Genomic DNA, 23,932 nt, shown 5'->3' with positions numbered 1-23,932 from the left:
TCATCATAAAATGGGTCAGTTTGATAAGTCTGAAAAATATTTATTAGAAGCCAAATCCATTTTTGAAAATACTTTCGGAAAAGAACACCAGCGATATACCGGCAATCTCGAAGCTCTGGCAAAGCTATACATGAGTATGGGCGATTATGAAAGAGCTGAATTCTGTTTTACAGAATTATCTGGTTTAAATAAACATATTCTTGAAAGAGCTTTGCATCATCTTTCAGAAAGAGAAATGGATAACTACCTTGCAGGATTTGAAAAAAGTCAGAACGAAATTCTTACATCTGCTCAAAAAACAAAAAATGAGGGCATGGTTGCTGTATCTTATGACAATAGCCTGTTTTATAAAGGGTTTTTATTAAACGAATTTAGCCGATTACGACAGATATCATACAAAAATCCGGTAACTACTGAAAAGTATAATGAACTTCGGGCAATTGGCCGCAGACTGGCTACTGAATATAGCAAACCTATCAAGGAAAGAAATCAATCAAAAGTAGCTGAATTGGAAGAAAAGGTTAATGTGATTGAAAAAGATCTTGCTCAAATGGTTGCGGGTTACCGGGAAACCAGAAAACAATTAAGCTGGAAGGACTTGCAAATTAAATTAAAACCTGAAGAGGCTGCAATTGAGTTTGTGCATTTTGATTATTATAAGGAAGATCAATCGGATAGCACTTTTTATGAAGCTTTAGTACTTCGGCCAGAAAAACGAGGACCTGTTTTCATTCCTTTGTTTGAACAGCGATCCCTGGATAGTCTTTTAGTCACTTCAGGTGATCGAAAAGCCGATTATGTAAATAAATTGTACACGCATGCGAGCAGAGGTGTGCAAACTTTGGATGCTAAGCAACGAACTTTATATGAATTGATTTGGAAACCTTTGGAAAATGAATTGGGAGGCATCCGGACCATTTATTATTCGCCGACTGGCTTGTTGCACCGGCTTCATCTCGCTGCAATACCTGTAACGGCTGAAGAAAATCTGACGGATCGATACAAACTCGTAGCATTGAATAGTACCCGGCAAGTCATTTTTCCGGATGAAGGGTCTTTTAGTTCAAATGAAGCGGTATTACTTGGCGGACTTAAATATACGATAGATACCACCCAAACCAATGATGAACAAATTCAAGCGAACCAGCCGGATCAGCAAAAAATGGATGGGTCGATGGCAAGTGTTATGCGGGGAGGTTTATGGGAATATCTGTCTGGAACTGATTTGGAAGTCAAAAAAATACATAAGCTCATGATGGCATCAGGTTTGAATGCTGCCATATATTCAGGAAATAAGGGTACTGAAGAAATCTTCAAACAGTTTGGAACAGAAAGAGAATCGCCAAAGGTATTGCATATAGCGACACATGGATATTTTTTTGAAGACACTCATGTACCGGTTGGCAGTTCCGAAAATCGGGATCGGTCAACAGACGTCAATAAAGATTCAGTACGGGAGGAGTCTATTTTTAAAATCTCCGAAAATCCCATGATGCGTTCAGGTTTAATTTTGGCTGGAGGTAATGCTAGATGGCAAGGCAAACGACCCTTAGGTGAAGGTGAAGATGGAGTATTGACGGCCTATGAAATTTCTCAAATGAATTTATCAAATACCGAACTTGTCGTGCTCTCCGCCTGCGAAACAGGACTTGGAGACATCCAAGGCAACGAAGGAGTCTATGGATTGCAACGCGCATTTAAAATCGCCGGAGTCAAATACATCATTATGAGTTTGTGGCAGGTCCCTGACAAACAAACATCCATGCTGATGATTACATTTTACAAGAAATGGCTGGAGGAGAAGATGTCGATACCGGATGCATTTCATGCAGCCCAAAAGGAATTGCGGGATTTAGGATTTGATCCATATCAGTGGGCTGGGTTTGTACTAATTGAATAATCACACACTCACACTCACACCCACATCCCATCAGTACTGATGGGACCGGATTCGGGCTGGATTTGTGCTTATATGTAATTCTGCAATTGATTCGCAATTTTGCATAATTGTTCTATTTCTTTGAATATATTGTCGAATTTTAAGCCATTTTCGTCAAAATTCCTGCTTTGGTCTCCTATCCAAATTGCAAAAATGGGCCAATAATTGAGGCAGGATCTACATTGGATCAAGCTAAGAGGACACAAAATGTTCTTTAACAATTTTCCAATTATTCTATCAAAACCGTTTCTTCAGAAATCAATCTTCCCTGATTGGTAAAATGCATAAAGTACATGCCTTTGTTTTTAAGCTCCAATTCGTGATTTAAATAGCCTGAATGAAGTACTAAATTTCTGCGATAAACGGTTTGCGATCGAACGTCTGTAATAGTTAATTCAACCTGATCCAATGCAGGGAAAAATTTCGAAATACGTACAAGTTTAGTAGATGGATTGGGCCATAAACCCATATTTTTGGCATCTGAACCTTCTCCAGTTGTCGTTTTAAAATTTATAAATTTTGGTTTTACAGAAAATATCTGATTGTCGTCATGGAGGATATAATTGCTGATTGATGGATTGGATTTTTCAAATGCCTGATGGAGTGAAAAGTTCTTTAAAGCTGTAAATTCCAGGACCAACTCCGTTACTTGATGACCCGTTTTTGGTTTGGACATATCCAGAAATAGGGTGCGCACGCCTTCCGGATACACATTATGATAAAATTTTATCTGCGCACCAATCAATGCTCTTACAGTATCCACTTTTAAATAGGAAGGATCAAAATCAAGAGACGACTGAATTGCAAAATAAGAACTTGAATCACTTAGTCTGAATTTTACCTGATAACGATGTCCAGATTTGCAATCGATATCCCGCGTATTCCAAAAGATAGATTCCCCGGGAAAAGAAATTATTTTTTCTGTTCTCGATTGACTGGACTCCGGAATCGCCCTGCTGATATTTCCAAGTTGGTCCAGACTGATCAGGTAGAGTTCGTTATTTAAAATATGGAAATTTTGTTCAGTACCTAATATTCTATTTAAATCATCGATAAAATGTGCGTGGTATTTTGGTTTCAGAGTTGGATCTTGCGGATTCCATTGAAGGATATGTTCGTACTGCGATTTGAGATCTCTGATGTCGACATATCCATCCTGATTCATGTCGGCATTGTATTCATTCACAGTCCCTTGAAAATTTTTACGCCCGACAATATGTAATGCTGTGTAATTAATATCGTAGGTCGTGATCAGCGAATTCATGGAAGAATGCAGGCTGTCTACCTTTAAATACAGCGTGGTAGGAGTTAGATTTTTGTTGATCGGAATGGAAATGGAATTGTTACTCAATTTATTTAAAGAAGTTGAATGTTGCTCTCCTTTCTTTCCACTGAGACCGATTTGAAAAGGGCCCAATTGCTCTGTGTAATCAGAGAATTCTGATAAGATTAAAACTTTGACAGCTATGTTTGAATAATATTTATCATCGGAAATACTGAAATAACTATAACACTGGCTTCTATTGCCGGCCGTATCGAATGCATAAATGGGTATCAAATTATTCCTTCCGTATTGAATTTCAAACATCATCACATCGGGATATGGCTGCATTCCCTGGGGATCAAAACTGATATTTGCAAGTTTACAATTGTCAGTTACTTTTTTTAAAAAAGTCCACGGGTAAACCTGTTCATTTCCACACCATCCGAATTTTAGTTCGACGGAATCGTGGCAAATCATCTCGGGAGGGATGGTATCGTTTGTACAATCCTGGGCGTTTAATTTGAGATTCCAAAATTGACTTTGGAGAATCAAGATAGGGATCAGAATAGCAGGCGTTTTCATTGCGGGTGAAATTCAGATAGACAATAAAGTTACTAAAATTGATACTATTCAACAAAAAATTAAACGAGATCAGTCCAAATTAGAAATCAGTCAGAGTACTGGAGCGAAGACAGTATAACGGAAGCATTGAAAGACGATGAAAGTAAGCTTGAAACTTATATGTGATTTCTTCGATCATTTGTATGAAATTATTTTGTAAATTGTAAAAGGCAGAAATACAGATCATTAAATTAAAGTCAGCGCATCCAAACTTTAAGTTTTTATTAAGTAAATTCTCAACTGCAAACTGATAACTTTGGCGTTTAATTAGGAACTGATTACTATGCAAATATTTAATTTGAGTTTGAGGATCATTTTTACAATCATTTCTGTGTTTGTGATCCATTCGGCCTTTGCACAAAAATACTTCTCCAAAAATGCCGTGATCCGCTTTAATTCTCCGTCAAAAGCCGAAAAAATTGAAGGGGTCAATACCACAGCCACCACAGTTTTGGATCTTTCGAGCGGCAAACTCGAATTTGCTGCTCTGGTCAACGCCTTTGTATTTGAAAAAGCGCTGATGCAAGAGCACTTTAACGAGAATTATCTGGAATCTTCCAAATTCCCCAAAGCCTCCTTCAAAGGAAGTTTAACGGATCAGCAAAGCCTTGATTTTTCAAAGCCAGGTACGTACAAAACTCAAGTGCGGGGTGAGCTCACCATGCACGGAGTCACAAAAAGCATAGCAGCACCGGTTGAATTTATCGTCGATGCCAAAGGCATTCATGCCCTCTGCAGCTTTGAAGTCAAGTGCAGCGATTTCAGCATCGAAATTCCTGCGGTCGTTAAAAATACGGTTTCCAACAACGTGACCATCAAAGTTAAAGTGGATTACAAAGCCTTGTAAACGAAGTTTCGACCTTGCGCCCCGATAAAATGAAGCTAACTTTTTCTTTTTTGAAGTAGTATACCATTTTATCGACTTTTCGCGTTCCGCCTTTGGCCTTCCGCCTTCACACATATTTCAAAAACGCAAACATCCGCCTCTTCTCCAGATACTCCGGGTTTCCCTCATGTGCATAAGCCTCTCTTTCAAAAGAAATTCTGTAGTATGCCTTCTTTCGGTTTCTTAATCTCAGCCAATGAACTCCATATTCGAAAACATACCAGAGATAAAAGAATACGACCATCAATTCCGCCTGTTGCTTCAGATGAATTTTTTCATGCCGCATTAAATTTTCATTCGCTTTCAATTCAGATTTTCTCAGGATCACAAATGGCCAGAGTGTAATGGCCGATGCAAAGCGACCCGTCAACAAGGTGAGGAAAAACGAAGAAACGAGGATGCGATTCATTGTTCGTAAAGTTAATAATATGAAAGAGCTTAAAGCAAAAAGCTCCAAGCTTAAAGCGGAAAAATTTTGATTTAAACTAACAAAATTAAATTTATATTTGGCTAAAGGAAAACGATGTTTATATAGGAATTTCGCTTTCAGCATTTCGCTTTCAGCATTTCGCTTTCCGCTTTTTGTTTGGAATTAGTAGCTAAAAACAAACGCTAATGGCGGAGCAATTTTGAATTTAACTAACAAAAGTAAGTTCAATTTATGCGAAAAGTTAGCATTATTAATATGAGAATTTGGATTTAAGCTTTTCGCTTTCCGCTTTTTGCTTGGAATTAGTAGCTAAAAACAAACGCTAATGGCGGAGCAATTTTGAATTTAACTAACAAAAGTAAGTTCAATTTATGCGAAAAGTTAGCATTGTTAATATGAGAATTTGGATTTAAGCTTTTCGCTTTCCGCTTTTTGCTTAAAGTATTTTGATTTCAACAAAGGCTTTTTTTATCTTCGCTCCCTATGAAAAATATACTGTTATCGATCTGCTGTCTGATTACAATAACCGCTTACACCCAGACAAGCACACCTGCATTTATAAGCGATAGTCTGGATATCTATGTTCAGCGTGCTTTAAAAGATTGGAACCTGCCCGGATGTGCGGTGGGTATTGTAAAAGACGGCAAAGTCATTTGGGCAAAGGGCTACGGAGTGCGTGACATCAATACAGGTGTCGCTGTCGATGAGCATACCTTGTTTATGATCGCTTCCAATTCAAAAGCGGTGACGGGGATGACCCTCGCCAAACTGGAACAGGAAAAAAAATTATCGCTGGATGACAAAGTCAGCAAGTGGTTGCCGGATTTTAAACTGCACGATCCGGAAGCAACAAAGCTTGTCACTATAAAAGATATCGTAACCCATAGAATTGGATTCGAAACTTTTCAAGGTGACTTCGCGCATTGGTCCACGACAACCAGTAGAACGGAAGTCATTAAAAAAATGGCCAACATTCAGCCGCATTACGCTTTCCGCGATAAATACGGATATTGCAATGCAGGTTATACCGTTGCAGGCGAAATTATACGATTGGCCAGCGGACTGAGTTGGGAAGATTATATCCAGAAAAACTATTTTGATGCCATGGGATTTACGGATACCAAACCCCTCACCAGAGATTTTACAAAGACTAACAATTATTGTCAGCCCCATACCTGGTATAAAGGCAAACTCATAAGTCTGAAAATTCCAAATATCGATAACCTGGCGCCCGCTGCAAGCATCTGTAGCTCAATTTCCGAATGGAGCCAATGGGTACAAATGATATTGAATAACGGGAAGTTCGATGGAAAGGTAATTATCCCATCTGCGGCCATCCAAAGAAGTATGGAAGCCATTACCATAGTAGGCCCATTCCGGCATCGATTCAACCTGGGCAATTTCTCTTTATACGGACTCGGCTGGAATCTCAATGACTATGAAGGCAGAAAAGTGGTGTCGCATACCGGAGGTGCAGATGGCTTCGTAACCTCAGTTACGCTGATCCCAAAAGAACAACTTGGAATCATCGTGTTGACCAACAGTGATCACAACGGATTTTTCCAGGCTTTGAAATACGAAATCATGGATGCCTACCTGAATTTGCCTTACAGGAACTATAATAATTCGTATTTGCAGAGAAGTATAAAAGCTCAGGAAGAAGATGAAAAGTTGTTAAACGCGGTAACCGACTCCGTCCTGGCGCAAAGGCCTGCAAGCCTTCCATTAAAATCATATACAGGCATGTACAAAAATGAAGTCTATGGAAAGTTGGAAATCAGGCTTGAAAATAATCGACTTCATGCCTATTTTGAGCATCATCCTGACCAATTTGCCATATTGGAACACATGGGACAGGATAGATTTTTGTGCACTTACAGCAACCCGACTCTTGGTATTAAAGTAGTCCCCTTCACTTTGAAAAGGAAAAAAGTCAAATCGGTCGACATTCGTTGCGCTGATTTTGTGGACTTTGAGGTTTATAATTTTACAAAGCGTTGATAATCAGACATTGACAGATTTTAAAAATCAGGGTTAATTTTTTATTGCAAAAAGAATTATTTCTTTAAATTTGTGTCACCCATGATCTGGGTATTCTTCCCGCCATTATTCATAAACTCAAGCTGTGAATTCTATTCGCTATTTTCTCATATGGATGTCATTTTGCATTCTGGTAATTCCACTTACCGGGCAAAGTCTGGCGTCTGTCATCAGACCTGAGATCATTGGCGATCATATAGATACCTTCAGGTACTTCAATTCGGAAAACCATAAGGACGATTTCAGACTGATCAAAACAACACTATACAAACGGGTTGAAAAAATGCCGGTATTTTCGGGTTGTGAGGTGGATGGCGATCCGGAAGAATGCTCCAAAAAAAGACTTATTGACTTGTTGTTCAACCATATAACGTATCCGCCTGAAGCGAAAAAGCAACGGATTCAGGGCGTCGTTTATGCCAAATATGTGGTCCGTACAGATGGAAGCCTGACTAATATCCGGGTTGAACGAGGTATAGGTGGTGGCTGCGATGAAGAGGTTCTGCGATTTATCAATCTATTACCCAAATATACGCCTGGCTATCAGGATGGAAAAGCAGTACCGGTGCAAGTGACCCTGCCGGTGAAGTTCAGGTTGATGAAGTAATATTAAAATGAATTAACCCAATTCATGCAATAGAATCCAGTTTCTTAGCTTAAAGCAACAAGCAATAAGCTTTGTTTAGGGTTTTTGTAAATCACCTTTCTATTGCAATATATTGGAAATTATATATTGATGATCAACAATATATAGTAAATTTTCAATTCTAATGCAGAGATTGGGATTAATATTAAACTTTTCTTTCGTTTAACCATTCTTTTACATAATGACAAAACTCTTCGTGGGTTAGATTTTCAATGTCCCTTTTAGAATAATTTAAATTCATTAATCGGGTTTGCAGTTCAGCAAGAAATTCAAAATATTCTTGAAATATTTGATGGGCTGGTTTTTGAATCGGATTTAATATAATAGTAAACCAGTCTCTCAAAATTTTAATTGCATTCTGTATTTGATTCTTTTTTCCATAACTGGAAATATCATTTCCACTTAAATCGCTTAATGCTTTCTGATATCGATATTTTTCAATATCTATTATCAAACACTTTTTATCCTTAAAAGGCCTATTTCCTGTGGCCTTCACACCTAAATCCAGACCTAATTCAAAGGGCATATTAAATCTGACAAAATCAAATTTTCTAATAGTTTGCATTCTTGATAAGTCATGTATGCTGTACTTGCTGAGTTTTATTTTCGTAATAATAGTGTTTATTCTAACTGAACCGGAATCACTTCTGTTTGATAATTGCGGTTCTAATCCGGAGACTTTACAAGTAAATAATAAGGCTTTTAATATTCGCTCGTATTTTTTATCAAAAGGACAATTTATAAATATGTTGGTGTCGTAGGCCATTGTTTACTATGATGAACGCTTATCAATTGGCTGAAATTTCTGATGTAATAAGCCCTAGATCATTTTGGACAATAATTTTCCTTGAGTGTCTTTTGGTTGCTTGCTTTTTAGCCTCCTTGATGGCCTCGGATTTATCTCTATATTTTCTGTATAACCTTTTGGAACCTTCAAATTTAATTCCCCAATAATCGTTGATGGGAAATACAAAAATCCTATGCTGATTTAATTTAGCGGATGCTCTTAGCCATCTGTTAAGTTTGGTCCTATCCTCCGCTTTAATAAAATTTGCGTTCATTTTCACTGAAATTAGTGACAAATTTAGTACAATTCCCTGACGAGAACCTCTTGGAACGATCAGCTGGGTGTGACCATTTATTGAATGCCGGGATTAGTTTATTGACCTCAAAAAACAGTCCGCCATTAAGCTTTTGTTAGGCAATTTTTTGAAAAGGCGCTTACGTAATCTCCCATCCAGCACTTACCTTTGCAGCGATTTTTTAAAGCCTGGTGCCGAAATGCCTATGAAGCAGATTATTCTTTGGTTTTTAATCCTGATGATAAGTTCCGGTAGAATTATTGGACAAGTTTCTGACAATGAGGCCAATAATATTTCGGAATATCTGGCTCAACACGAAGGGCATGATCATTCACATGAGGGACACGACCACAATGCTCCCGGACATAGCCATTCGCAGGAAATACCAGCCAATACTACTGCTGTGAATCCTGCTGCAGATCATGGGCATGAAGAGCATGAAGGGCACAGTTTTGATCCGAAAGGGACTGCTTTTCACCACATTTCGGATTTGAATGTTTACAGCATAGGCCCCTGGAATCTGCCTTTACCCTGTATACTCTATGCGCCTGCCAAAGGCTGGTCTTTTTTCTCATCGGGAAAATTCGAAATCGACAATGCCCACCATGGTAATGGCAAAAAGGTCATCGATGGATATGTGCTCAATCACGGAAGAATCAATAGAATTGCCGGGGATTTTCCAAATGGCATATTTGAAGTGCAATCGATCCATTCAAAAACAGAGACAATCGATGGAAAACAAAAAGATTTTGATTTTGTAACCGTCAACCAACAGGAATATAAACTCGAGAAGCCAAGTACCGCAGATGGCGGATTATTTGGAGGAGGGATTACTTCTTTTTACGATTTTTCGATTACAAAAAATGTATTCAGTATGCTGCTGGTAGTCCTCCTTTTGGGTTGGGTTTTTATCAGCATGGCAAATCGTTATAAGCGGAATCCTGGAACTGCACCATCCGGTTCTCAATTGTTTTTTGAGCCTCTGATTCTCTTTATCCAGGACGAAGTGGCCAAACCTTTTTTAGGTCCGAAATGGGAGCGTTTTCTTCCCATGCTACTGGCTATTTTCTTTTTTGTACTGGGATTAAATCTTTTCGGACAAATTCCATTTTTAGGAGGATCCAATGTCACCGGAAATTTATCGGTGACCATGGTACTTGCACTGATTGCTTTTTTTGTAGTGAACTTCAACGGAAATAAACATTACTGGCAACATATATTCTGGATGCCCGGCATTCCGGCATGGGTGAAAACCATATTGACGCCGGTTGAAATATTAGGAGTATTTATCAAACCATTGACCTTAATGCTTCGTCTTTTTGCGAATATCACCGCAGGTCACATGGCCATTCTGATTTTCATCAGTTTGATTTTCATTTTTGGAAGTTCAGGCGAAAACATGGGCGCAGGATTAGGAGCCTCCATTGGTTCCGGATTGCTAACGGTATTCATGATGTCTATAGAATTGCTGGTGGCTTTGATTCAGGCTTTTGTGTTTACGCTGCTCACCGCTTCTTATATTGGTGCAGCTACAGAAGAACATGCTCATGCCGAACACGATCATCATTAAAGGAAAGAACTCATTTGAAAACTTTTTATTCATATATAAAACAATAATTATGGGAGGTTCAATTGCTGCTATTGGTATGGGTTTGGCTGCTATCGGCGCCGGAATCGGCGTGGGAAGCATCGGTGGTAAGGCTCTGGAGTCTATCGCTCGTCAACCCGAGGCATTGGGAGATATCCGTGCCAACATGATCCTTACGGCTGCCCTTGTAGAAGGTGCTGCTTTGATTGCGATCCTGTTCTCTTACCTCGTAGCGTAAAAATTTTTACGAAGGTCACCTGGCGGTTGGCTAAGGAACCTTCGTTTTTTTATTTTTAATTAAAGAAGATATGATGCTCGATTTTATAAACATTTTCTTGTTGGACTTTTCTCCGTTGAAACCCGATTTCGGCTTGTTGTTTTGGTCCACGGTCTTTTTCTGTTTGTTCTGGTTTTTAGTCGGAAAAATGGCATTCAAACCCATTGTTAAAGCACTAAAAGATCGTCAGGAAGACATCAGAAATGCACTTGATGCTGCTAAGCAGGCCAGGTATGAGATGTCTCAGCTTAAAGCTGAAAATGAAAGGGTTCTCGCAGAGGCCAAGGAAGAAAAGATGGTCATCATCAAAGACGCAAAAGAATCTGCAAATCTATTGGTCGCCGAAGCACGGGAAAAAGCCAAAGAAGAAGCTCAGAGATTATTGCAACAAGCGAAACTCGACATCGAAAATGCAAAAATGGCGGCTATGGTAGATGTTAAAAATGAAATCGGTGTTATGGCTTTGCAAATAGCTGAAAAAGTCATCCGCAAACAATTGGCGGATCAACCCGCACAGATTGACTATGTAAATAAACTCATGGATGAAGTAAAAATGAATTAAACTTTATCAGCAATAATAAGAATATGTCACAACTTCAAATTGCACATCGTTACGCTAAATCACTGATTGATCTGTCCTCAGAACAAAAAGTTCTGGACTCCGTCTATGAAGACATGCTTGGAATCGTATCGGTTTGTAAAAATGTTGAGTTCAGTGCTATGTTGAACAGTCCGATTGTGCACTCCGATAAAAAGCAAGGCGTCGTATCTGCATTGTTTGAAGGAAAAATTCAAAAACTAACGATGCAGTTTATCCAATTGTTGATTTCTAAAGGCAGGGAGAGTTTACTGACTCCGATTTGTCATGCATTTATCGAACAATTTAAAGAAATAAAGAAAATCAAAACAGCGAGAGTCATTACTGCAAAAGAGTGGAACGATTCTGAATTAAATGCAATCAAAAACAAATTCAGCTTCTGGTTAAATCCGGGAGAAAGCATGGAACTCTCTCAAAAAGTAGATCCATCTATCATCGGTGGATTTATTCTCGAAATGGGAGACAGAAATTACGATGCAAGTATCAAAAGACAGCTCGGGGAATTGAAGGAGAATCTCTACGACACGAGCTATGTCAGCTTGGTGGAGAGGAGGTAGGGAAGAAGGCTGAAGGCTTAAGGCTGAAGGCGAAAAGCGAAAAGCGAAAAGCGAAAAGCGAATGATGTTTTATGAACATAAAATTATAAAAGGAATTTTAAAAGTGATTTTACAACTTAATAAATTATAAAGTGAAGTCTGATTTTTTAAAGCTAGACGAATTTAACCTTTAACCTTAAGCCTTAAGAATCAGCCTTTAAACTAACAACTAACATCTAACAACTATATCATCATGGTATCAATAAGACCCGAAGAAATTTCAGCAATACTGAAACAACAAATTTCCGGAACGAGCAGCGCAGCGAGTCTCGAAGAAGTAGGAACCGTACTCCAGGTGGGTGATGGAATCGCCCGGGTGTATGGATTGACCAATGCACAGGCAGGAGAACTTGTTGAATTTGAAACCGGAGTGCAGGCCATCGTACTGAATCTTGAATTGGATAATGTCGGTGTGGTATTGATGGGTTCCTGGGATGGAATCAAAGAAGGTTCCAAAGTAAGACGGACCGGAAAAATTGCTTCTATCGAAGTTGGAGAAGGAATGCTTGGTCGCGTTGTGAATCCTCTGGGAGTGCCTATCGATGGTAAAGGCCCGATAGCCGGCACGCGTTATGAAATGCCCATCGAGCGCAAAGCACCAGGAGTTATTTTCAGGCAACCTGTAAACGAACCTTTGCAAACGGGTATCAAACCTATTGACTCCATGATTCCAATTGGTAGAGGCCAGAGAGAATTGATCATTGGCGACCGCCAAACTGGAAAAACAGCCATTGCACTCGATACCATCATCAATCAAAAGGAATTTTACGATCGCGGAGAACCCGTGTATTGTATCTATGTTGCATCCGGTCAGAAATCATCTACCGTGGCCAAAGTGGCCAGAACGCTGGAAGAATATGGAGCCATGCCTTATACCGTAATTGTTTCTGCTTCCGCTTCAGACCCCGCACCGCTGCAGTTTTACGCTCCATTTGCAGGTGCAGCCATCGGAGAATTTTTCCGCGATACCGGTCGTCCGGCATTGGTGATTTACGATGATCTTTCTAAACAAGCGGTTGCTTATCGCGAAGTATCCCTGCTGTTGCGCAGACCTCCGGGTCGCGAAGCGTATCCAGGGGACGTATTTTATTTGCACAGCAGATTGTTGGAACGCGCCGCAAAAATTTTGAACAACGACGAGATCGCAAGAAATATGAACGACCTTCCTGATTCATTGAAAAAGGCAGGTATTGTTAAAGGAGGGGGTTCTTTGACTGCCTTGCCGATTATTGAAACACAGGCGGGAGACGTGTCTGCATATATTCCAACGAACGTGATTTCCATTACCGACGGACAGATCTTTTTGGAATCCACCCTATTCAACGCGGGTATTCGTCCTGCCATCAACGTAGGTATTTCCGTTTCCCGTGTGGGTGGAAATGCTCAGATCAAATCCATGAAGAAAGTTTCCGGAACATTGAAACTCGATCAGGCGCAATACCGGGAACTGGAAGCGTTTTCAAAGTTCGGATCGGATCTGGATGCGGCCACCAAAGCCGTGTTGGACAAAGGAAAACGAAATGTGGAGATTCTGAAACAACCGCAATACAGCCCGGTTTCGGTAGAGAAACAAGTAGCCATCATTTATCTGGGTACTTCCAATTTGTTGAAAGATGTGCCTGTCGAAAAAGTGAAAGATTTTGAGAATGTATTTCTAACCACCTTGGATCAAAAACATCCAGGCGTATTGGAAAATTTCAGAAAGGGAAATTTACAGGATGACGATTTGAAAACCTTACGCGAAGTTGCAAACGATCTTTCTTCACAATACCGCGTGAAAGCATAATCAATTGAGCTTCGTACAAGCAATCTAAGGACATGGCAGCAAATTTAAAAGAAGTAAGAAACCGGATCAAATCAGTGATTTCAACGCAGCAGATCACCAAAGCCATGAAAATGGTTTCCGCTGCAAAACTTCGGAGGGCTCAACAGGCTATCCAACAAATGCGTCCTTATTCCAACCGACTCAATATTACCCTGAGCCACATTATGTCCGGAGGTGATGCCGGACAGGGATTGTCTTTTGGAAAAGCGACTGAGATGAAAAAACCTCTGTTGGTCATTATTACTTCCGATCGCGGATTGTGTGGTGGATTCAATTCCAACATTCTGAAGACTGCAGCGGGGTACGTGAAGGATCATTACACGAAAGCCTATGAAGAAGGTAATTTAAGTATGCTTTTTATTGGTAAAAAAGGCTTCGATTACTTTAAGAGAAGGTTGCCAAAAGCGCAACTCATAGATAAACACATCCCGTTGTACAGCCATCTGGATTACAACAGCATTGCAAGCCTGGCAGATCAACTGATGTCAGAGTTTTCAAGCGGCCAGTACGATCAAATTGAAATCTATTACGGACGATTTAAAAATGCAGGAACGCAATTTCCCGAACGCGAGCAATATTTGCCAGTCCATAAAATTTTGAGCGATAATTCGGAATCATCCAAAATGAAGGCCGACTATATCTTCGAACCCAATCAGCAGCAATTACTGGAAGAATTGATCCCTTCTATTTTACAGACGCAACTTTTTAAATGTGTTCTGGACACACAGGCTTCCGAACATGGTGCGCGTATGACAGCAATGGATAAAGCCACCGAAAATGCAGAAGACATGCTGGGTGAATTAAGAATCAATTACAACAAAGCTCGCCAGGAAACCATCACCAAAGAATTGTCTGAAATTGTGGGCGGGGCTGCAGCGCTGGCGGGGTAATTTGATGAATCAATACATTCCGATGCTTTATTTGAACGAATTCCTCCAGTGGATGCCTGTATTTAAAACGCTCTAAGTAGATGTCTATAAAATATTTTAGCTACTTGAAATTATATTTTAAGTATTTGAAAATGAGACCTTTATAACAATTTACTAAATTTTACTCAATACATTGAGCAATTTTACTCAGTATGCTGGTATTTTAATAGAATCCAAAAACCAATTTAGTTCTTCCCTTAGCTCAATAAAGCAGAAGTTTAATGGATCCAAATGGTCGATAAACAGAATTCAGGAAGTAAATTCCCGGTTTAACATTTTCAAGTTGAATTTCATTCGTGGGTTTTCCGGTAGTCAGTTTCCTGCCAAGTTGATCATTATTCCACATTGAATATTGGATGCTTTGAGTATGTTCATTCCCCCAGATCAAAATACCTTTTCCCTGGCTTAAGGAAATCAAACGTGGTCGGATGTTATTTCCCGATCCTTGCATTTGAATGATTTGTTCGGACGACCATTGGATAATTTGACCATTTGATATCGATCCAATGAGGAGTAAAGATGAAAGGAATCAGATAAGGTTTTTCATAAGGAAGCAATTATGAGGCAGATGAAGCCTACAAAATATATCATAAATAAAAAAAAATATATAATTGTGTGTATAATAATGATTTAACACACTGAAATTTAAATAAATAACCGGAAAAAACGAATTCGGCTTAATTTTTGCATTTTAAGTTACAAATGAAGGCTATTATTCCGGTTGCCGGAGCGGGTACCAAGCTCAGGCCGCTTACCTATACCCAGCCCAAGCCACTTATCCCTGTGGCAGGGAAGCCTATTATTGCCTATATTCTGGATCAGTTGATCGAAGCGGGAATCCGGGAATATGTTTTCATTTTGGGTTACCTGGGGGAAAAAATAAGGGAATATCTCGATGAAAATTACAGGAATATAACCAGGCATTATGTCTCCCAAAATGAACGGGAAGGTTTGGGTCATGCTATATTCCTTTGCAAAGACATTCTTAAAAATGAGGAAGAAGTCCTCATTCAATTAGGGGATACCATTTTGGACATCGATATGAACGTGCTCCAGAATTCAAAAGTCAATACTTTGGCGGTAAGGAAAGTAGACGATCCCCGCAACTTCGGTGTCGTCGAGCTCAACGAAAAGGGATTGGTTGAGAGACTCGTAGAAAAACCTCAGTTTCCCAGATCCAACCTTGCTATAGTAGGATTGTATCATATCAAGGAATGGCAAAAACTACTGTCTTGTCTGGAAAGCAATATCCAATCGGGACGGAAAACCAAAGGAGAGTTTCATTTGACAGACGGATTGATGTGCATGATTGAATACAAGAGCAAGTTTGAAATCATGGAAGTCCGCAACTGGTTTGATTGCGGCAAAAAGGAAATTCTGTTATCGACCAACGCCATCATGCTCGCTCGAAAACCTCAAAGACAGTTGGCATATAATCATGAAAACAATATTTTTATTCCCCCGGTAAGTATTGGAAACAACTGCCAGATCACCCATTCAATTATTGGCCCAAATGTATCGATTGGAGACAACAGCCAGATCACAAATTCCATCCTTAAAGATGGTATTATAGGCAATTTTACCAGCCTCGAAGACGTTGTATTGCAGCATTCGATCATTGGAAACGATGCTGTCATTAAAGGCCGGGTTCAAAGTTTTAATATTGGAGACAACACCGAAATCGACATGATTTAGAAGTTCATCTCAGTTATTCAGACAAGCCCTAAACTGACAGAGACTGAATCTTCGTGGTTCAAAATTCCGATGTACTCGATGTTAAATATGTACTTTTGCCCTCAACATTAATCGGAATATAATTACATGTTTTCTAAACCTTTTTATTTAAAAATTTTGGTACTTTAGTCAGCTCTATACTGATTACAGGATTTTTTATTTCCTGTTCAGAAAATGACGATTGTCCACCGGATGAGATATTAGGGAATCTGAGTTTGGAAGCCCAATCTCACACATTTTTACCTTACAACAATATCCGTTTCCTCGAATTCATTAATAGCGGTGCAAACGATACAGCCGTGCTGTATGATCCCTTAAGTCTCATCAGAGACAGCTCCCACACCATTGTTGAAAATATATGCCTCGAAGACGAAATGCGTGCAGACAAGTATTACTTGTCCGAACATTTGACGATCAACTACTACGATCTGGATACGGCAAGAAAATTCAGGCTGATTGGTAATATCGGGATTGTTGAAGACGGACTCGCCAGGACATCCACTCCGGAAGATCCGGTATTGTATGACGAACTAAAACTTACTATACATCGCACCAATCCAAGTGTGAGTGGTGCCGTTGCGACCATATCTTTTGTGGCGTCTGATCGGGGACACAGTTCCCGATTTAGCGACAGCCTGATTGCCAAGCAAAACAGGTATGTGTTGAAGCCGTTGATTCAAATAAATGATTCGGTGTATACTGATGTTTACGAATATGCCAACCGGGATAGCATTTTCTTTTATTTTAAACCCAATATCGGGGTCGTGGCATTCAGGAGCATAGACAATCAATGGTGGAATTTGCATCGGAAGTATTGATTTCTTGTACTTTTAATATTGTATTGAGCTTGAAGCCAAAAGCGCAAAGCTCATGCATGAGACTGCCAAATAAGTCAAGAGAAGATGGAAATCTGGCTTTATTGGTATAAACTAATTTCTTTATTTTTGATGACGACTTTGAGTGGACTTTAAGATGAACTTGTTTTAAAACTAACATTTATTAGTTAAAAAATATTTTTAATGATTTTTAAACAAGTATCCAAAATCAACAGTTAATTTCTAAAAGTCTAAAAGTCTAAAAGTCTAAAAGTCTAAAAGTCTAAAAGTCTAAAGGTATAAAAGTCTAAAAGTCTAAAAGTCTAAAAGTCTAAAAGTCTAAAAGTCTAAAAGCCTAAAAGCCTAAAAGCCTAAAAGTCTAAAAGTCGAAAGGGCCAAAAAGCTATTCGCTTCTCACCTTACCTTTTTCTTTTACAGCCGGAGGCCTTTTGTATTTTATTCGCAGTTATTCTGTGCCCTCGAGCATGGGTACAAACCGGAAATCTCCAAATCTTTCTTCTTTGGTTTCCTGGTCTGAGATTTTGGTGATCCTTAGCATTTGTTGGAGATCTCCCTTGGTGACCGGAATGATCAAACATCCTCCAGTCTTGAGCTGATTGATGAGCTCTTTGGGAACCAAAGGCGCAGCAGCAGTTACCAATATTCTATCAAAAGGTGCAAATAAAGGCAGTCCTTTAAATCCGTCTCCGTAAAAGGTTCTTATACCTTTGTATCCCAATTGATTCAACAACTTGGTTGTTTTAAAAAACAGTGGTTTGTGTCGTTCGATCGAGTATACTTTCGCTCCCAATTCAAACAAAATACTGGCCTGATACCCACTTCCCAAACCAATTTCCAGGACTTTGTGCTTGGGTTCCACATTTAATAAACTGGTCTGGAAGGCAACTGTATAGGGTTGAGAAATGGTTTGTTCGCAATCTATTGGAAAAGCATTATCCTTATAGGCCCATTCTTCAAAAGCATTGTCGAGATACAAATGCCGGGGCACCTTATTCATGGCTGCCAAGACCCGCTCATCAGAAATTCCTTTTTTTCGGATCTCTTCCACCAGTTGAGCCCTTAATCCTTTGTGTCTGTAAGTATCCAGTAACATCCGCACTGACAAATATATATAATATTTTTTTAATATGTTTTTTTATTTGAATTCTAGGCTTTTTCCCGAATCTTTGCGTTTTTAATTGAAACCATGTACACCATCAAATTTGGTACCGACGGCTGGAGGGCAATTATTGCCAAAGATTTTACCGTAGATAATGTCAAGCGCGTGGCAGCCGCCACGTTGTCCTGGTTGAAGCAGCACCGTTACAACCGGGTCGTTATTGGTCACGATTGTCGTTTTGGCGGACAAATGTTTCTCGAAGAAATCGCGGCTACGCTGGCCAAAGGAGGCATTCAATGTCTCGTTTCAAAAGGATATGTAAGCACCCCAATGGTCTCTCTTGGAGTTCTCACACACCAGGCTGATCTGGGTATCGTCGTCACAGCCAGCCACAACCCTCCTTCATACAATGGCTATAAATTGAAATCAGCGCTGGGTGGCCCGTTGCTTCCTGCAGCCATAGCCGAAATCGAAAATTTGATGCCAGATCACGTCCCTTCGGAACCATTTAGTTTTCAGGAAAGCCTGGCCAAGGGATGGATTGAATACGTAGACCTGGAAAGTGAATACATCCGCCATGTACAGCATCATTTTAAATTGGATCAAATTCGAACAAGTGTTAGTTTGGCATACGATGCCATGTATGGAGCCGGTCAAAATGTAATGAAACAACTTTTTCCAGACATGTTGGCTTTCCATTGTTCCTATAATCCTGGTTTTGATCATCTGCCTCCGGAACCCATCGAACGCAATCTTCAGGAAATCATGAAACATCTGGCCCATCATCCCGGAAAATATATTGGGGTCGCCAATGATGGTGATGCTGACAGGGTCGCTTTCCTGGATTCTTCCGGAAATATGGTCGATTCTCACCACATCCTCCTGCTTTTATTGTACTACATGGTGGTTTATAAAAAACAGTCTGGGGCTGTCGTGGTGAGTTTTTCTGTAACCAATAAACTCAAAAAACTGGCCGATCATTTTGGACTCGAATATCACACTACCAAAATCGGATTCAAATACATCGCTGAATACATGACGACCATGGATGTTCTGGTGGGGGGCGAAGAATCCGGTGGACTTGCAATCAAGGGACATATCCCGGAACGCGACGGGATCTGGATTGCACTGACACTCCTCCAATACATGGCCGAAACCGGTAAAAACCTGAACGAACTCATTGAAGAGGTTTACAAAATTGTGGGTCCTTTTCAATACGACCGGTGGGACCTTTCACTCACCGATGAAAAAATCAGAGAAGTAAAATCTTTAATGGATGCAGGTATTGCCACATGGGGAGATCAACAAGTCCTAAATTACGAAAACCTGGATGGACACAAATACCATTTTATAAATGATCGATGGTTGCTCATCCGCACATCGGGGACAGAACCCGTGCTGCGCATTTACGCTCAGGCTGAAAATAAAACCGAGGTTCTCCGGTTGCTCAATCAGGCAAAGCAAGTCCTGCAGGTCTGATCATCGCATGATGGGGGATGTCGTCTTCGAGATATTCATCACCCGTTTTTTCAAATCCGAAGGATTCGTAAAATGCAAGGAGATACGATTGTGCTGAAATCTTAATCGGTGTGTTTGGATACAAACTTTCACAGCTCGCAAGACTTTGTTTCATGATGAGTTTACCGGCACCGGTTCCGCGATGATCTTTTCGGCTGACTACTCTTCCAATGGAACTGTAAACCGGATAAGATATACCCGGTGGGACTATTCTGCTTCCCGCAACGAGTTGATCCCCTTCATAAGCCAGAGCGTGATAGCAATGGATATCTTTTTCATCCAAATCCTGATACGGGCAATTTTGTTCTACGACGAATACCTCCAGTCTTAGTTGCAGCCAGGAATACAATTCCTCTAAAGTGAGTTCTTTGTAGTGTTTGATGCGAAGCTGAATCATGCTGCGAAGTTAAGCAGCAATGGCATCATGTAAATTTAACAGAACAGGATTTGAAATTATTTTTTGACAAATATGGGTGCCATTTGTATTTTGAATTCACTGTTGGTTAGTTGTTTGAGCTCTTTGGTTTTCCAGCTCATCAGCTGAATTTCAAACTGATTTTCCTCAGGATCAGAACTGTTGAAGGCCAGCCATTTTCCATCCGGACTCCAATCATGCCATCCAGCTGCATTTTCAGATGGGTAGAGTTTCCATTGTTTTTTACCATCAGGAGTAACTGCATAGATCCCATGTCTTCCATCTTGCCTGGATATATAGCTTATAAAATTTTCAGTGGGGTGCCATCGGGCAGCACCTGCTTTATAACCATAATCCTTATATGAAATATTGTCTTTCGGATAGTGGGTAAGTTGCATTAAACCACTTCCGTCTGCATTCATCATGAAAAGTTCTTCTGTTTCATTCCTGTCTCTTTTGTTCTTTTTATGACTAAAAACGATTTTTTTACCATCCTTTGAAAAGCAGGGATCTCTGAAGTATGCTCCGGTATCATTGGTCAACTGTTTGTAAGTTCCTGTTTGAATATCAATTAAAAATAGCTGGAACCTGATCTCTTTGCCAATTCGACCGCTAACAACCATTTCGCTTCCTTTTTTTCTGCTGGACATCCAGCTATCTTCTAATCTCAGATCACTGATTTTCCGTATATTTTTTCCATCCGGATCCATTTGGTATAGATAAAAATTCCTGTATGCACTGTCTCTGTCGCTGATGAAAAATATTTTGTCTTTGTAACCATAATAGGTCCAGGCAACATCCTTGTTATGGGTGAGGTTTTTTTGGTTTGTTCCATCCATGTTTACCCTCATTATTTCCCAATCGTCATTTACAGTATCCAGGTTGCGGATGTTGTAAACAATATAATATGGGTTTTCTGGGGACTTAGAAGACTTGTCCTGAGACCAGCCTTCGTGAATCCATAAACATAAAATAAGTATAGGTACCCGTGTTTGGAGAAGAAGCCTGAAGTTCATGTAAAGAAATAATTTTAATTGCAAAGGAAATAAGGAATCCAGAAATCCAATTGTAAAAAATTTACCTCAGTTGACTGCAACGTAATTCATAAAATCGCTTTTCAGGCTCCTGAATTGATTGGGTGTAAAACCTGAAAACATCTTGAATTCATGGTGGAAATGTGCTAAATCGTAGTATCCTGAAGATAAAGCAATTGTTGACCATTCTAAATTTGGGTTGGATTGCGCTGATGCAATCGTTTTTTGAAAACGTATGATTTTTGCAAATTGCTTGGGATTCAATCCTACGTGTTCTGAAAACATTTTAATAAAATGACGGTGTGAATAGCCGATTTTGTGTGTCAATTTTTCTATGGTTAGAGGTTCCGGAGCGCAAGTCAGGGTTTGGATGGCGTAATCAATAAAAGGGTTTGGCGTTAAATTGGAGATAAACGGTAGAAAGTATTTTTCAAGCTGTTGAAACATTTGTGTTACAGTTTTGCATTCGAGCACTTTTTCCCTGACTTCGATTACTTTTTTTCCAAAAGCCAATTCTCCTTCCACTGTTATATTGGTAAACTGGGATAGTGGTGCTTCAACAAATGGGTATGATTTTCCTTTTTGAAAGTTGACCACGATCATTTCTTGTTCCTTTCCTGAAGGAATGGTTATGGATTGATCTCTCAAGCCTGAAAACCATGTTCCTTTGCAGGTTTGAAGAACTCCAAAATGATCATTGTCATGGATGTGTTTTGGTGTTGAAGTAAGATCGATGACCAGATATACATTGCCGTCAGGAAAAAAACGGTCCAACTGATGATCCGGTTGATAGTCTTTGTAATAAAGAAAATTATCAATGAACAAGCACAAGGGATAGGAAGGAATGTGAATTTCCAAAATCATGATCACAAATATAGTTGATGATTTTTGCTTCTTTAAAATTTAACTTCATCTAACTTTGCTTGTACAATATTTTTGCATGTCGTTGTTGGAGACCCATGGTAAATTGAGACTATATGTTTTTCATATTCTGCTGTTTTTTTTCTCTTGTGGACAGAAATTCCTCAGTGGTGGATCAGGTTCTTCAGAATCTATTTACGATCCACTGGATTCTGTTGAAATTATGCATGCGATTCAAATTTTGGACACAGCAAACGTGCCCCATTACCTTATTGATGTCAATATTCACTTTGTAAATCACCCTGAATTCGGAACATTTTCAAGAGCTCCGGTTTTAGAAAATCAGATACTACATGGGAGATATTGGGCTGAATTGTTAATCAACCATGCGAACTGGGCATTGGATTCTCTTAACGATAGTCCGATTTCACTACAAAGTATGAAGGGTGATGCACATTATAATTACAACATCTATACGGACAAAGGGAATCCGAATGATAGCTTTGGTGGCATTTGGTTCTGGGACAAATGGGCTCCTGCTCAGTTTCCGTATGGGGATCGGGTTCTGAATATTGTGATTCAGGATGATGGAAAACGAATGTTAAATGGAAGCGCATGTGGATTGAATTTTTGTAATTCCCTGATCATGTATGGGGCCTTTTACAATGCAAAATATCAGGGCAAATTTGGTTGGTGGTCGTTTGCATCTTTATTAAACCATGAAGTAGGGCATATATTCGGTCTTTGCCATTCTTTTACCTGTGAAAACGAATGTGCCGGAGTTGATCTTGATCCGGCAAAAGAATGCTATAGCGGTCCCTGCTACAATGATTGTGGAGGACCCAACAACGGCCAATGTAACAACTGGCTTGCAAACAGCAACAACATGATGGGATACAATGCCAATCAGAATGCATTGACTCCATGCCAGTGGAAACGCATCATGATCAACTTGTACAACTCCAGAGCTCAATATATTCAACGGAGTCCTCCTTTAAAAACCCCGAAAACAAGTGATCTAAAAAAGTGAATAAAAAGAAGCAATTAATATTTATAACTCCAACAATATTCAGTTTTTTACTTCAATAAGTGCCTGTCTTCATCGAGAGTTCAAAGATTCACTTGAAATAAATACGGCATATCATGTTAAAATTATATTCCAAATTAAATTTCTGCGTAAATCAGCGTAATCCCCGCCTGACCGAATAAATTTTCCATTATTTTAAAACAAAATATCAGTCGGGCAGGTGCGGGAAATAAGGAAAAATTCCTTTATTCGACGACGACTACCTGGTTCATCACGACATCCATTAATTTACCCGAACACAGACCCTGAAGAGTGACTTTGTTCCCTACAACACCTGCATTTTTAGATTTTTCGAGAAATCGTGGATCCATTTCGCACTGAATACTGCTTAAGGGATTCTCCGTTTCGAGTATCCATATAGTTTTCGATTCGACCTGTTGAATTTCCTTTATCTGGCCACTGACAGCAATAATTTTATTGAGATATTTTGTTTGAGCTGATTCTTCATTGGTTTCAAACTCCTGTAAGAGTTCTGTAGCGCCTAACTTAAAATCTGCTTTGGTTGCTGTCAGATCTGCATGCTCCTTGTTGTAAATTTTGTAAACAATTAAAGCTGCTATTAAAAAAAGAGAAGCCAATAAAAAATAAATACGTCTGTTCATAATAATGTGTTGGGTGATTGAGTAA

At 39.5% G+C, this 23,932-nt stretch carries 24 protein-coding genes; 14 read left to right on the top strand and 10 right to left on the bottom strand.

The annotated features are described in order from the left end of the window. Positions 1-10: 10 nt before the first annotated feature. Positions 11-1,900, top strand: coding sequence for a CHAT domain-containing protein (locus IPM34_13000; GenBank protein ID MBK8956454.1), 1,890 nt, complete (start codon positions 11-13; stop codon positions 1,898-1,900). A gap of 268 nt (positions 1,901-2,168) precedes the next feature. Here IPM34_13000 and IPM34_12995 read toward each other — a convergent pair whose 3' ends face one another. Next, entirely contained in the window at positions 2,169-3,785 is a 1,617-nt protein-coding gene (locus IPM34_12995) for a hypothetical protein (protein MBK8956453.1), read from the bottom strand. Positions 3,786-4,107: 322 nt separating this feature from the next. Here IPM34_12995 and IPM34_12990 point away from each other — a divergent pair, with 322 nt between their 5' ends. Beyond that, on the top strand, positions 4,108-4,671 hold the full coding sequence (locus IPM34_12990) for a YceI family protein (GenBank protein ID MBK8956452.1): 564 nt from the start codon (positions 4,108-4,110) through the stop codon (positions 4,669-4,671). A 106-nt stretch (positions 4,672-4,777) separates the two neighbouring features. On the opposite strand, the gene IPM34_12985 is transcribed toward IPM34_12990, so the two are convergent. Then, the gene (locus tag IPM34_12985; GenBank protein ID MBK8956451.1) at positions 4,778-5,119 is read right to left on the bottom strand and encodes a hypothetical protein; all 342 of its coding nucleotides are present in this window, start codon (positions 5,117-5,119) and stop codon (positions 4,778-4,780) included. Positions 5,120-5,623: 504 nt separating this feature from the next. Between IPM34_12985 and IPM34_12980 the strand changes: the two genes are divergently transcribed. Next, positions 5,624-7,141: a serine hydrolase gene (locus tag IPM34_12980; protein ID MBK8956450.1), complete on the top strand. Its 1,518-nt coding sequence runs from the start codon at positions 5,624-5,626 to the stop codon at positions 7,139-7,141. A gap of 124 nt (positions 7,142-7,265) precedes the next feature. Further along, positions 7,266-7,787, top strand: coding sequence for an energy transducer TonB (locus tag IPM34_12975; protein ID MBK8956449.1), 522 nt, complete (start codon positions 7,266-7,268; stop codon positions 7,785-7,787). A gap of 184 nt (positions 7,788-7,971) precedes the next feature. Here IPM34_12975 and IPM34_12970 read toward each other — a convergent pair whose 3' ends face one another. Both IPM34_12970 and IPM34_12965 read right to left on the bottom strand, forming a co-directional pair. After that, positions 7,972-8,592, bottom strand: coding sequence for a hypothetical protein (locus IPM34_12970; protein ID MBK8956448.1), 621 nt, complete (start codon positions 8,590-8,592; stop codon positions 7,972-7,974). A gap of 22 nt (positions 8,593-8,614) precedes the next feature. After that, the gene (locus tag IPM34_12965) at positions 8,615-8,887 is read right to left on the bottom strand and encodes a DUF2188 domain-containing protein (GenBank protein ID MBK8956447.1); all 273 of its coding nucleotides are present in this window, start codon (positions 8,885-8,887) and stop codon (positions 8,615-8,617) included. Positions 8,888-9,146: 259 nt separating this feature from the next. On the opposite strand from IPM34_12965, the gene atpB reads away from it, so the two are divergent. The 6 genes from atpB (at position 9,147) to atpG (ending at position 14,682) form a co-directional block, all read left to right on the top strand. Further along, positions 9,147-10,478 (top strand): F0F1 ATP synthase subunit A, encoded by a 1,332-nt coding sequence (atpB, locus tag IPM34_12960; GenBank protein MBK8956446.1) that lies wholly within the window; start codon positions 9,147-9,149, stop codon positions 10,476-10,478. Between the two features lie 49 nt (positions 10,479-10,527). Then, the gene (gene atpE / locus IPM34_12955; protein ID MBK8956445.1) at positions 10,528-10,734 is read left to right on the top strand and encodes an ATP synthase F0 subunit C; all 207 of its coding nucleotides are present in this window, start codon (positions 10,528-10,530) and stop codon (positions 10,732-10,734) included. An 85-nt stretch (positions 10,735-10,819) separates the two neighbouring features. Next, the gene (gene atpF / locus IPM34_12950) at positions 10,820-11,335 is read left to right on the top strand and encodes a F0F1 ATP synthase subunit B (GenBank protein ID MBK8956444.1); all 516 of its coding nucleotides are present in this window, start codon (positions 10,820-10,822) and stop codon (positions 11,333-11,335) included. Positions 11,336-11,358: 23 nt separating this feature from the next. Then, positions 11,359-11,928 carry an ATP synthase F1 subunit delta gene (gene atpH / locus IPM34_12945; protein ID MBK8956443.1) on the top strand — a complete coding sequence of 190 codons (570 nt, stop codon included), beginning with the start codon at positions 11,359-11,361 and terminating at the stop codon, positions 11,926-11,928. A 232-nt stretch (positions 11,929-12,160) separates the two neighbouring features. Then, complete coding sequence (locus IPM34_12940) at positions 12,161-13,753, top strand: F0F1 ATP synthase subunit alpha (protein MBK8956442.1); 1,593 nt, start codon at positions 12,161-12,163, stop codon at positions 13,751-13,753. 32 nt (positions 13,754-13,785) lie between these two features. Continuing rightward, the gene (gene atpG / locus IPM34_12935) at positions 13,786-14,682 is read left to right on the top strand and encodes an ATP synthase F1 subunit gamma (protein ID MBK8956441.1); all 897 of its coding nucleotides are present in this window, start codon (positions 13,786-13,788) and stop codon (positions 14,680-14,682) included. Between the two features lie 241 nt (positions 14,683-14,923). Here the strand turns inward: atpG and IPM34_12930 are convergent, their stop codons facing one another. Beyond that, positions 14,924-15,172, bottom strand: a complete 249-nt coding sequence (locus IPM34_12930) for a hypothetical protein (protein MBK8956440.1) — start codon at positions 15,170-15,172, stop codon at positions 14,924-14,926. A 251-nt stretch (positions 15,173-15,423) separates the two neighbouring features. On the opposite strand from IPM34_12930, the gene IPM34_12925 reads away from it, so the two are divergent. Next, entirely contained in the window at positions 15,424-16,416 is a 993-nt protein-coding gene (locus IPM34_12925) for an NTP transferase domain-containing protein (GenBank protein ID MBK8956439.1), read from the top strand. 254 nt (positions 16,417-16,670) lie between these two features. Then, a complete protein-coding gene (locus IPM34_12920) occupies positions 16,671-17,273 on the top strand; it encodes a hypothetical protein (protein ID MBK8956438.1) in 603 nt (200 codons plus the stop codon). Between the two features lie 463 nt (positions 17,274-17,736). Here IPM34_12920 and IPM34_12915 read toward each other — a convergent pair whose 3' ends face one another. Continuing rightward, complete coding sequence (locus IPM34_12915) at positions 17,737-18,384, bottom strand: protein-L-isoaspartate(D-aspartate) O-methyltransferase (protein ID MBK8956437.1); 648 nt, start codon at positions 18,382-18,384, stop codon at positions 17,737-17,739. A 93-nt stretch (positions 18,385-18,477) separates the two neighbouring features. Between IPM34_12915 and IPM34_12910 the strand changes: the two genes are divergently transcribed. After that, positions 18,478-19,869: a phosphoglucomutase/phosphomannomutase family protein gene (locus tag IPM34_12910; GenBank protein ID MBK8956436.1), complete on the top strand. Its 1,392-nt coding sequence runs from the start codon at positions 18,478-18,480 to the stop codon at positions 19,867-19,869. On the opposite strand, the gene IPM34_12905 is transcribed toward IPM34_12910, so the two are convergent. From IPM34_12905 to IPM34_12895, 3 genes are all read right to left on the bottom strand, one after another. Beyond that, positions 19,838-20,305 (bottom strand): GNAT family N-acetyltransferase, encoded by a 468-nt coding sequence (locus IPM34_12905; protein ID MBK8956435.1) that lies wholly within the window; start codon positions 20,303-20,305, stop codon positions 19,838-19,840. The genes IPM34_12910 and IPM34_12905 overlap by 32 nt on opposite strands. Before the next feature lie 56 nt (positions 20,306-20,361). Beyond that, positions 20,362-21,339, bottom strand: a complete 978-nt coding sequence (locus tag IPM34_12900) for a PD40 domain-containing protein (protein MBK8956434.1) — start codon at positions 21,337-21,339, stop codon at positions 20,362-20,364. Between the two features lie 66 nt (positions 21,340-21,405). Beyond that, entirely contained in the window at positions 21,406-22,221 is an 816-nt protein-coding gene (locus tag IPM34_12895) for a helix-turn-helix transcriptional regulator (protein MBK8956433.1), read from the bottom strand. 76 nt (positions 22,222-22,297) lie between these two features. On the opposite strand from IPM34_12895, the gene IPM34_12890 reads away from it, so the two are divergent. Further along, positions 22,298-23,248: a hypothetical protein gene (locus IPM34_12890; GenBank protein ID MBK8956432.1), complete on the top strand. Its 951-nt coding sequence runs from the start codon at positions 22,298-22,300 to the stop codon at positions 23,246-23,248. Positions 23,249-23,490: 242 nt separating this feature from the next. Here IPM34_12890 and IPM34_12885 read toward each other — a convergent pair whose 3' ends face one another. Next, positions 23,491-23,907: a hypothetical protein gene (locus IPM34_12885; GenBank protein ID MBK8956431.1), complete on the bottom strand. Its 417-nt coding sequence runs from the start codon at positions 23,905-23,907 to the stop codon at positions 23,491-23,493. Between the last annotated feature and the right edge of the window lie 25 nt (positions 23,908-23,932).

The sequence above is a fragment of the Saprospiraceae bacterium genome, from assembly GCA_016716185.1.
In the GTDB taxonomy this organism is placed as follows: Bacteria; Bacteroidota; Bacteroidia; order Chitinophagales; family Saprospiraceae; genus Vicinibacter.
Note: the sequence above shows the minus strand (reverse complement) of the source record. Positions and strands in the feature narration are given on the sequence as shown.

Excerpts from the sequence above, each read along its gene's own strand:
- atpE (MBK8956445.1), top strand. The coding sequence starts at position 10,528 with ATGGGAGGTTCAATTGCTGCTATTGGTATGGGTTTGGCTGCTATCGGC.
- IPM34_12985 (MBK8956451.1), bottom strand. The coding sequence starts at position 5,119 with ATGAATCGCATCCTCGTTTCTTCGTTTTTCCTCACCTTGTTGACGGGT.
- IPM34_12905 (MBK8956435.1), bottom strand. The coding sequence starts at position 20,305 with ATGATTCAGCTTCGCATCAAACACTACAAAGAACTCACTTTAGAGGAA.
- IPM34_12930 (MBK8956440.1), bottom strand. The coding sequence starts at position 15,172 with ATGCAAGGATCGGGAAATAACATCCGACCACGTTTGATTTCCTTAAGC.
- IPM34_12885 (MBK8956431.1), bottom strand. The coding sequence starts at position 23,907 with ATGAACAGACGTATTTATTTTTTATTGGCTTCTCTTTTTTTAATAGCA.
- IPM34_12915 (MBK8956437.1), bottom strand. The coding sequence starts at position 18,384 with ATGTTACTGGATACTTACAGACACAAAGGATTAAGGGCTCAACTGGTG.
- atpG (MBK8956441.1), top strand. The coding sequence starts at position 13,786 with ATGGCAGCAAATTTAAAAGAAGTAAGAAACCGGATCAAATCAGTGATT.
- atpB (MBK8956446.1), top strand. The coding sequence starts at position 9,147 with ATGATAAGTTCCGGTAGAATTATTGGACAAGTTTCTGACAATGAGGCC.
- IPM34_12895 (MBK8956433.1), bottom strand. The coding sequence starts at position 22,221 with ATGATTTTGGAAATTCACATTCCTTCCTATCCCTTGTGCTTGTTCATT.
- IPM34_12910 (MBK8956436.1), top strand. The coding sequence starts at position 18,478 with ATGTACACCATCAAATTTGGTACCGACGGCTGGAGGGCAATTATTGCC.
- IPM34_12890 (MBK8956432.1), top strand. The coding sequence starts at position 22,298 with ATGTCGTTGTTGGAGACCCATGGTAAATTGAGACTATATGTTTTTCAT.
- IPM34_12900 (MBK8956434.1), bottom strand. The coding sequence starts at position 21,339 with ATGAACTTCAGGCTTCTTCTCCAAACACGGGTACCTATACTTATTTTA.
- IPM34_12940 (MBK8956442.1), top strand. The coding sequence starts at position 12,161 with ATGGTATCAATAAGACCCGAAGAAATTTCAGCAATACTGAAACAACAA.
- atpH (MBK8956443.1), top strand. The coding sequence starts at position 11,359 with ATGTCACAACTTCAAATTGCACATCGTTACGCTAAATCACTGATTGAT.
- IPM34_13000 (MBK8956454.1), top strand. The coding sequence starts at position 11 with ATGGGTCAGTTTGATAAGTCTGAAAAATATTTATTAGAAGCCAAATCC.
- IPM34_12965 (MBK8956447.1), bottom strand. The coding sequence starts at position 8,887 with ATGAACGCAAATTTTATTAAAGCGGAGGATAGGACCAAACTTAACAGA.
- IPM34_12970 (MBK8956448.1), bottom strand. The coding sequence starts at position 8,592 with ATGGCCTACGACACCAACATATTTATAAATTGTCCTTTTGATAAAAAA.
- IPM34_12995 (MBK8956453.1), bottom strand. The coding sequence starts at position 3,785 with ATGAAAACGCCTGCTATTCTGATCCCTATCTTGATTCTCCAAAGTCAA.
- IPM34_12980 (MBK8956450.1), top strand. The coding sequence starts at position 5,624 with ATGAAAAATATACTGTTATCGATCTGCTGTCTGATTACAATAACCGCT.
- IPM34_12990 (MBK8956452.1), top strand. The coding sequence starts at position 4,108 with ATGCAAATATTTAATTTGAGTTTGAGGATCATTTTTACAATCATTTCT.
- IPM34_12925 (MBK8956439.1), top strand. The coding sequence starts at position 15,424 with ATGAAGGCTATTATTCCGGTTGCCGGAGCGGGTACCAAGCTCAGGCCG.